The sequence below is a fragment of the Roseateles sp. GW821-FHT03B02 genome, from assembly GCF_059421025.1.
On sequence record NZ_JBWKUV010000023.1, the window covers coordinates 1 to 8,619 of the forward strand.

The 8,619-nt window shown below is 59.8% G+C and carries 10 protein-coding genes; 5 read left to right on the forward strand and 5 right to left on the reverse strand.

Going from position 1 to position 8,619, the window contains the following annotated elements; translation table 11 throughout:
• Positions 1-14: 14 nt before the first annotated feature.
• Complete coding sequence (locus AC07VX_RS26690; protein WP_493167825.1) at positions 15-215, reverse strand: YodC family protein; 201 nt, start codon at positions 213-215, stop codon at positions 15-17.
• Between the two features lie 175 nt (positions 216-390).
• Between AC07VX_RS26690 and AC07VX_RS26695 the strand changes: the two genes are divergently transcribed.
• Together AC07VX_RS26695 and AC07VX_RS26700 are read left to right on the forward strand one after the other, a co-directional pair.
• Positions 391-603 carry a hypothetical protein gene (locus AC07VX_RS26695; protein ID WP_493167826.1) on the forward strand — a complete coding sequence of 71 codons (213 nt, stop codon included), beginning with the start codon at positions 391-393 and terminating at the stop codon, positions 601-603.
• Complete coding sequence (locus tag AC07VX_RS26700; protein ID WP_493167827.1) at positions 578-895, forward strand: hypothetical protein; 318 nt, start codon at positions 578-580, stop codon at positions 893-895. Before AC07VX_RS26695 ends, AC07VX_RS26700 begins: the two co-directional genes overlap by 26 nt.
• Before the next feature lie 38 nt (positions 896-933).
• Here AC07VX_RS26700 and AC07VX_RS26705 read toward each other — a convergent pair whose 3' ends face one another.
• The gene (locus tag AC07VX_RS26705) at positions 934-3,987 is read right to left on the reverse strand and encodes a plasmid replication protein, CyRepA1 family (RefSeq protein WP_493167828.1); all 3,054 of its coding nucleotides are present in this window, start codon (positions 3,985-3,987) and stop codon (positions 934-936) included.
• A 171-nt stretch (positions 3,988-4,158) separates the two neighbouring features.
• A complete protein-coding gene (locus tag AC07VX_RS26710) occupies positions 4,159-4,581 on the reverse strand; it encodes a hypothetical protein (protein ID WP_493167829.1) in 423 nt (140 codons plus the stop codon).
• Between the two features lie 219 nt (positions 4,582-4,800).
• Here AC07VX_RS26710 and AC07VX_RS26715 point away from each other — a divergent pair, with 219 nt between their 5' ends.
• Positions 4,801-5,379 carry a hypothetical protein gene (locus AC07VX_RS26715; protein ID WP_493183982.1) on the forward strand — a complete coding sequence of 193 codons (579 nt, stop codon included), beginning with the start codon at positions 4,801-4,803 and terminating at the stop codon, positions 5,377-5,379.
• A 75-nt stretch (positions 5,380-5,454) separates the two neighbouring features.
• The gene (locus AC07VX_RS26720; protein ID WP_493167831.1) at positions 5,455-6,525 is read left to right on the forward strand and encodes a tyrosine-type recombinase/integrase; all 1,071 of its coding nucleotides are present in this window, start codon (positions 5,455-5,457) and stop codon (positions 6,523-6,525) included.
• 15 nt (positions 6,526-6,540) lie between these two features.
• Here AC07VX_RS26720 and AC07VX_RS26725 read toward each other — a convergent pair whose 3' ends face one another.
• Positions 6,541-7,755: a hypothetical protein gene (locus AC07VX_RS26725; protein WP_493167832.1), complete on the reverse strand. Its 1,215-nt coding sequence runs from the start codon at positions 7,753-7,755 to the stop codon at positions 6,541-6,543.
• Positions 7,756-7,854: 99 nt separating this feature from the next.
• Positions 7,855-8,160 carry a helix-turn-helix domain-containing protein gene (locus AC07VX_RS26730; protein ID WP_493183980.1) on the reverse strand — a complete coding sequence of 102 codons (306 nt, stop codon included), beginning with the start codon at positions 8,158-8,160 and terminating at the stop codon, positions 7,855-7,857.
• A 75-nt stretch (positions 8,161-8,235) separates the two neighbouring features.
• Here AC07VX_RS26730 and AC07VX_RS26735 point away from each other — a divergent pair, with 75 nt between their 5' ends.
• Positions 8,236-8,610 carry a hypothetical protein gene (locus tag AC07VX_RS26735; protein WP_493167834.1) on the forward strand — a complete coding sequence of 125 codons (375 nt, stop codon included), beginning with the start codon at positions 8,236-8,238 and terminating at the stop codon, positions 8,608-8,610.
• Positions 8,611-8,619 lie beyond the last annotated feature (9 nt).

Genomic DNA, 8,619 nt, shown 5'->3' on the forward strand with positions numbered 1-8,619 from the left:
TACCGCCCCGGTCCTTATGAAGCGTCGGCGCTCATGCTCTGTTCATGCCTTCTGAGCGCAGCCTCAAGGAAGTTGGCCTCGCGAAGCATGTCGTACTGGTCGAACCAGCGGCAGTGCACAACCGCTGGCTCCACGTCTCCGTGACCATGCACCGTCATCGTCACGCCGCTGGACTTCAGCGCCACGACATCTCCAATTGCGAATTTGCTACTCATCATTTACTCCTGATATTGAACTTGACCCACCTATTTAGGAAGAGGTCAACGACGAATCCCGGCTGGTCTTGAGCCGTTGCGGGCGTCGGCATCGGCCAGGACGGTTTGCGTAACGCTGTTGTCCGATCCACAGAGTTCAAGGAAGGTCCCCTCGTGCAAACAAAGCCGGGAAGCGATGAACACCTTGTCGCCTGATGAGTGCCGAGTGCTCGTGGATGTGTTGACTGAACGGCTTGGCAGCAGCGCAACGAACGAAAAGTTCTGCGACTTGCTGCTCGGCCTGCTCGAAGACATCCCCGGACTTGAACACCTGACACCCGCCGACAGCGCACGACTTGCTCAACAACTTTGGAGAACCTATCGTGACCAAGAAGAACGCCAAGACTGATGCCACCTCGCCCGCCGCCGAATCCACCACGTCGCAGGGTGCTTCCGAAAACCAGGCCGTCACGCCGATTGACCTCAGTACACCTGCCGTCCAAGAAGCCATCGCCAAAGGCAGGGCGCTGATTGCTGAAGGAAAGTCCAAGGCGGATGCCGCCCGAGAAATTTTCCAGGCGATCAGTGCAGAACCGAAGGAGGTGATCGTGGCCGCCTTCGTCGAAGGCGCGACGTTGACGCCGAAGGGTGCGTTGACCTACTGGTACAACTGCCGTCGTCGCGCATCCAAGCAGAAGTGACTGCTCAGCGGGGCCACAGGGCTGACGTGCTCTGTGGCTCATGCCGCCTCCGACGCGTTATCGGAACCATCACCAGAGGTCGTCGCGTCGAGCGGATCGACCTCTGGTGACGCCGGGACGAAGTCCCGGTCGGCGATCAGGCGCAGTGAATCCCAGGCGTCGCGTCTCGCGGGATCGGCCCTGCGGTCGGCCAGCGCTTGCAGCAGGTTCAACCGTTCCTGGTCGAATCCGTAAATCTTCACTGACTTCTTGCCGCTTTGGTCGCGCTTGATCGCCGGCAGCGAGAGTCCGATCAGCTTGAGGAACGCCTTGAGCTGCTTCACCGGGTCGAACATGACGTTGTTGCGGACATCGATGCCGAACAGTCGCTCGACCTGCGCTTTCTCCGCGGTCACGACACCGATGAAGTTCCGCAGCGTCGAAACATCGACCTGCGCGTCGCGACGCAGCACGCCGCCCACCATCAGGCCACTGGCCTCCAGCAGCTTGACGAGCATTTGCTTCTTCGGCAACTGCTGCAGCTCGTCCGGCAGGAAGTCCAGGCGGTTGCGCTCGTCGCGGCGCTTCAGCTCCTGATTGCTGATGGTCAGGTTTTCGAACAAGCGGATCGCCGCTTGCAGCTTGCCGTCGTCGTCAAGCGCGAGCAGTTCGGGCGTCAAGTCCTGGAGGTAGAACGACTCCAGCTCATACCGGCGCAACGCCGCCGCGTCATCTTCCGAAATCCGATCCCGCTTCTCCTTCTCGCGCAGCCTCTCGTAGGCGTCGTGGCTCAGACCGCGCGCGGCGAGCAGCTTCGCCCGTTCGGCACGGATGCGTTCTTCCGTCGCGGCCTTGGACACCGTTCGTCCAACCTCCCTGGCAGTGTCGTCACGGGCAACTCGCTGGACGGACCAGCCATTGGCTTCACGCAGCTTGATGAAGTGGTGTCGCAGGCGGTTCTTGGATGCACGTTGCGCTGCCGTGATCGTCGCGAACACCTCTTCATACAACGGATCGCTCGCATACAACCGCGTGCCGTCGGGTGCGATGCCGATGAACGCACGGTGCTCCGCCTGGGACGCGACCAACTCCGCCTTGATCACCGCCGCGTCGGTCTCGAAGTGGTACTCCTTGGGCGACACCCAGACGTGAACCTCCTCTGGATGGCGCACCCGGCACAGCTGCTGGTCGATCTCGAAGTGTGTATTGACCCGGTCTTGGAAGAACCCGTACACGCGAGCGATGTGCTGCGCGTCACCGGGGAACGTGATGTCGATCCCCGTACCGATGGAAGGCGACGCGAAGATGACATCGAATTCCAGTGCACGGTGCTTGATGTCGCCGATCAACGCCTGCATCTGCGGCGTCTGCGAGTTGTCGCTCGTGATTGCGACTGCCTTCAAGGTACGCGAGACGCGTTTCGGGATTTCCGCGTGGAGTTCATCGATCATCCGCTTGGAGTTGGAGCAAACGAAGCACCGCTCGCCCCGCTCCAGGCTCGCGACCAACTCGCCTATCAGATGGTCCGGCCTGGAGTCCTCGTAGACATACACCGTCCGGCCTTGCGGCTTCCAGTCGTTGATGATCGCCTGGTAGCTCTGCGCCGGGTCGTCGAACATCTCCGAAATCAGGTCGATCGTCACCTTGCCAAGGTCGGCATCGAGCAGGTAGATCGCCTTGGCCTGGTTCACGAAGTACTTCATCGTGTGCAACGCGTTGCGCCGGTTCTCCCGCAGCGTGGACGACAACAGGTGTCCGAGAACCTGCTCGACCTCATCAATGAGGACGATGTCGTAGCGAACCGTCTGCGTGTCGATCAGCGGCAGGCTGTCGACGCAGATGGCGTACTGGCCGTCCGGCGCGACACGAATCTGCTGTGCGCCAGCGTCGTCGTCGCCGTCCATTGAAGTGCCGAGATAGGACGTGAGGCCGATACGCCGCGCCGTGGCATTGATCAGCGCGCGCCGATGCCCGATCAGGATTACGGTCGCGCCGGCCGTGCGGTGCGAGCGGACGAGGTGCCCGAGCCATTCAGTCTTCCCCGAGCCCTTGGGACTCTTGACCAGCGTCACACGGCAGTCCGCGACCAGAGACGGCGTCTCGCCGGCATGCTGCTTGAAGTCGCTGTCGTTCAGCGGCCGTTGGTGGGACGGCGCCACCTCGTCGAAGCTCAGCTTGTCCGCGTTCAGCTGCCGGATCCGCCCGCCCCGCAGTTCGGACAGGTTGACATAGCTGCCATCGTCGGCGTGCGTCTCGTACTCCTCGTAGGTGACGCGCAGGACGTGACCCCAGTGGTAGTCGAATTCGTACTCGTCACGCCGCGACCGAAAACCGTCCTCCATGAAGAACGTTGCATGGCAGGTGCTGCAATAGATGCCCGGATTGCCCCAACGGTTGCGCAGCGCCAGCGCGCTTGGCCGGTGGTCAACATGCATCGGACAGTGAACTTGCGTTTGGTTGGGGATCGTCCGCAGCGAGAGCCATTCGCCCGAGGCGAGCCGGACTGGCGTGTCGGGTGGCAGATCGAGCTTGGAGCGGGTGGCGCTGCGCCGGCGAATCGATTCCTCGCCGGTCGAATCGCTCATCACGCTGCGCTCGCCTGCGCGCAGCACCAGTTGCTGCAACTGCGTCTCGGGCAACGTGTTGCCGAACATGATCAGACGCGATTTGGAGGAGCCGTAGAACAGACGGCAGGCGTCCTTGCACGAGTCATCCGCGCCGAAGCGAACAATCAGTCCCGTCAGGCCAGCGGTCATGATTGCGGCATCCGTGATCGGCCGCTCCAGCTCGCACACGATGCGGAACCGAGGCATGCTGTCCGTGTGGCTGGGTGTCGTGTAGATGAAGCTCGCGTACTGCTGGACGAACGGGTCAGCAATGGCAGCGTCGAGGGGCAACCCATGGTCGATGTCGGCCGCCAGGAAGCCCGCGCCGGTGAAGTTGGCGCTTTTGCGCCAGTGGTTCTTGTGCTGAGCGCAAAACGCGTGACCGCGCTGGACGTGCTGCGCCAACTGCTCGGCGGTGATGTCGACGTTCTGAAACAGTCCGTTGGCGGCAGCCAACTGCGCCGCCGTCGCCTTATTGACCAGCACGGTAGTGGTGGAAACAAGCATGAAAGGCTTTCAAGAAGTGTGAAGGGACACGGTCGCGCTGGAGTCCTGACGACACGCGCGACGCGGCTTGGCGGTACCGCCACCGATGGAGCGGCTGGAATCCAGCCGGCCTCCCGCCGAGTCGGCCCGCGATCAAGCGTCGTCGGACCGATCCGTGGCGGCGACGTGGGACTACGGTGTCTCGGCTGACGCCAGTGCCGGGGTGGGCTCGTCCTTCTTCTTCGGCTTGCGGCTGGTCTGGATCAGGATCGCGTCAAGCTCGCCACGTTCGCAGGCGGCCATCGCCTGCTGGTAGAACGCAACCGCCTGCTCGGACGACGGTGCCTTGAGGTGCGTGTGGGCGCCGGACAGCGGCAGTAGCTTGGCGCCGTTGCGCAGCGACACGACGTAGTACGCCTGTCCGAGCGAGTCGGACTCCCTGACGTACCAACTACCCTTGCGCTCGTGACTGCCGCTGGTGATCAGGCTGATCTGGCGGCTCACGCGCGTGGCGAAGTTCTCTCGCATCCGCGACAGCTGCTCGGCCTCGTTGATCCGCTTCTTCGGCTTGCCTTGCGGGATGCCATAGCTGGCGACGTTGTTGAGAAATTCCATTTGTTGCTCCTATGCGATGTACATGGAAGGCGGACGTGCCTTCATCGGCGCGCGGTCTCGCAGCCGATTCGCAATCCTTGAGGAGAAAATGGTGCTAACTTGCAGTGCCGAAAATCTATGTTTTCCGAGTTAGCATCTTTCGTGATGGAAAACCTTGATGTGTATCGCTGTTGGTACGACCTGCTTGGGATTTCGAACCGTCGCAGGTGGACATCCAGGGTGAAGCGCGTCTTCGGCCCGGTAGCGGAAGATTCGTTTGAAGCTTGGTGGGACGAGCTGCGGCCGCTGTTCTCTGCGCCGCCGCACTTCACCGTCACGGAAGTCAGAGACGCTAAACAGTTCAAGGACTTCAGCGAGGTGCGGCCCGAGGCCGGAATGATGCTGTTCCTCAACCTGCTAGAGCCGAAGGAAGCATTGGTCGCCGAAGTGCGGCGGCTTCTCAACGCTCGCCATAAGGGTCGAAGGGGAAGGCCGGAGTACGACGACTACGCGACTGTCCGTATGGCTCGAAAGCCGGACGTTGAATCGATCAGGAAGGCGATAGACGTTTACAGGGCCATGAAGGCGAACAGCGGGGAGCGTCCGCTGTGGGAGATTGGCCAGGAGTTCGCTGTCAACTCGAAGCAGCTGACGCCCTACAAGGCCGGCACCCAACGAGAAGCCCGACGGCGGCGTCTGCTGACGATCTCTGTTCACAACGTCGTCAAGCGAGCCAATGTGTTGATAAGGGGTGTTGAGCGCGGTGTCTTCCCTGCGGCCGACGACAGCACGCGATGCGAATGGAAGGCGCTTCGCTGAAGTCTCGATGGTCGGCCCGTTGTCTGTGCCGCATGTGTCCGGGATGGTCGGCGGACACAGGCACGGGCTACCCTTATGACGATCATCAAACGCGGCAACAGCGCCAACTGGTATATCCAATTTCAGTTCAATGGACGCACCTACATCCGGTCCTCGCGGACGACGAGTAAGAAGGCGGCCGAGCAGATGGAGACGGAGTGGAAGGCGAAGCTTCATTCCGAGCAATTCCTCGGCCACCGAGAGCGCGTCACGTTGAAGCAGGCGCTGGAACAGTTCTGCGAATCGAAGGTTGGTACGCCGAACTATCGCGGGCTCGTCAGCAGCGCCAAGGTGATCGGGCGGTACATCCCGGTCAACAAGTCGCTCGACGAGCTGACCTCGCACGAGCTTGAGCGCTTCAAGCGTGATCGCATGGCCGCGGGCATCGGCGCGCAAACGATCAAGCACAACCTGAACCTGATCCGTGGAGCTTGGAAGTTCGCCCGGAAGCTGGGCTTCCAAGTCAGCGAGCTTGAGTTTCCGACGTTCAAGGTTGGCAAGACTCCACTGCGCTACCTGACAGACGAAGAAGAGCGCCGGCTATTGGCTGCGCTCGACCCGAGACGCGAAGGCACGGGCCTTCGTCCCTACGCCGAACGCGATCCTGCAACGAAAGCCAGCATGCAGGATGCCTTTGACCTTGTCGTCCTGCTGCTTGACACTGGCGCGCGATACAGCGAGATCGCCAACATCCAGTGGTCGCGGATCGACCTAGAGGCTCGCACCATTGCACTGTGGCGGCCGAAGGTACAGAACGAAGCTGTACTGTTCATGACGGATCGGTCGCATGTCATCTTGGCCCGTCGAGCAGCGCGTCGCGCCGGCCCGTATGTGTTCGTGAATCGCAAGGGCGGCCCGCGGGGCTATGCGAGCCAGTCGATCCGCAAAGCGCTACGCAAGGCTGGGCTGCAGGACTGCCGCATCCACACGCTGCGGCACACGCATGCGTCACGGCTGATTCAAAACGGTCTGAGCGTGTACGAGGTCCGCGAAGTGCTCGGGCATACGGACATCAAGACGACGATGCGCTATGCCCACCTCGAAACACGGCAGGTGACGTCCAAAGCACGCGACGTGATCAATGCGTTAAATGCACGACTGAAATGACCATCTTCGCGTCGACTAGTCTGACTTGTTGTCGCGGAGTATCGTCAAATACGAGCGCTTCTCTTTGTCGCGCCACGTGGCCAAAATATGCTCGGTTAAGGCCGGAACATCGGTGGCCAGGGTTGAAGGCCAAATGTTCGGGTTGTAGTCAAAAACTCGCAGCATATGATCGATGTCGAAAATCGCTGGCGTTCCCTTAGCCCGGATCAAGCAAACCGGCTTATTGAATGCGATGCGCATGCCAAGCTCGAATAGAACATTCGGATTGTGCTCGGTAAGATCCACGATCACCAGATCTGCACTATCGAGGTCATTCACTATGGTGGATTGAATGACTTCACTGCCAGCCTTTTTGGCAGTGCGTGCATTGAAATCCGCTTTCACTGCCGCCGGAGTGATGAGATGCTTCAGAACTTCATCGAAGTAGCCTTGCTCATATTTGCCGGTCTTCTCAGAAAATGGCATTGCAACGAAAGCGACCAGCTTCCCCGCGTTGGTCGACTCGCCAAGAATGATCGAGTCTCCCCCTGTTGAGGCAAGCGGGCTTCCGCCCGACACGGCTTTCCCTACGACCGGGTTCGAACCCGTGACAGTTTTCAGATAAGCAACATTTCGCTGAAACAGTTGATAGAAGTCATCCTGAAACTGTTCATCGACCCCGAATTCTGTTTTCAGAGTGTTCTTCAGATATTGAATCTCTGGAAGAACGCCGCCTTGGTAGTAGTCGTATACCTTTTGAAAGAGTTGAACATTCCTGAATGCGGAATTCAACGCTTCCGCGTGCATGGCAGGGGACTTCGGGTAAGCTAAATTTCTTCCCAGCTCTGTTAACTCGATCTTCGAGGTGTCTCTTGTACCGATCGTTAGCCCGTAGTCGCGGCACGCTGCGGTCAAGTAGAAGTAGTTACTGCTCATGCCAACGCCAAGCACCTTGGCAATCTCGCTTGGCGCCCAAGGATTTCCAGCATTGAAATCCTTGATGGCAGTGACGATTTTTACGCAGTCTTCAAGCCCCGAAAGCGGAAAGCTTCGCTTCGCTCTTACGACGGAAGCGGGCGATGACTTGTTTTTGGATGATGATTTCGTTGCAGGGGTGTGCTTCGCGGCCGGTTTTTTCTTAGCTTTAGCTGCAGCTTTCTTTGCTGCTGGCCGCTGAGTTGGCCGGGCTTTTTTGGCAGCGACTTCTGAAGTGCTGGATTCGCCCGCTGAAGCAGTCTTGTCGTCGTTCACGTTGTCTCCTGACCCGGTTGGCCGATCACCTGGCAAGTGTGTCAGAACGTTAGCACTCCGGACGCCTGAGGTGCGGTGATGAGCACCGTGTAGGCGTTGCTATAGCCCCGCCTGCTCCATCAGCACAGCAACGGTGATGTTCAACGCGCCGGCAAGACGAACCAACGTCAGCAGCGCAACATTGTTGTCGCCGCGCTCCACGCGGCCGACGTAGCTACGGTCCACCTCGGCGAGCAACGCAAGGCGTTCTTGCGAGACGGACTGTGCCTGCCGGATTCGGCGTAGCGCTTCGCCGAGGGCGACTAGCGCTGGGTCCTGGCGGCGGCTGTTGAGGTTAGGCACATCCGAGATGTTTTCCTCAATGTGCGCGAAAAGCCACGGACCATGTACCGCGATGTGGATCAAACTTGCTACTTGCGGGAGGGTGCTGCGGCGCTCTTCAAGGAGCGTCGTAAGCAACCAAATCCAAGGAGGATCAGCATGCTTCACATCGTCAAAGACAAGGACGGCAACGAGCGGGTGATGAACGACAAGGAGTACAGCGAGTACAGGAGCCTCAACGCAGCCGGCAACCTGTTTCAGCTCGTCATCTCCGGCGCGTTTCAACGCGGAGGATTCGTTCTTGCTGCGAACGTCCTGGTACTGATCTGCAACGCGCTGTTGTACTTGGTCGCCTGCGTAGGCGGCTACTTTCCGCCACACATGACTGGCATGGTGATGCTGATGACTGGAGCGGGTTTACTGCTCTTCATCTTCGCCTTCATGATCTGGTCCAGATGGTGGGGGCTCATCGCCAACGTTGCCGTGTTCGGCGGGACGCTTTACCTGATGGTCGTTCATGGCCGGACATACTGAAGTCAGCAT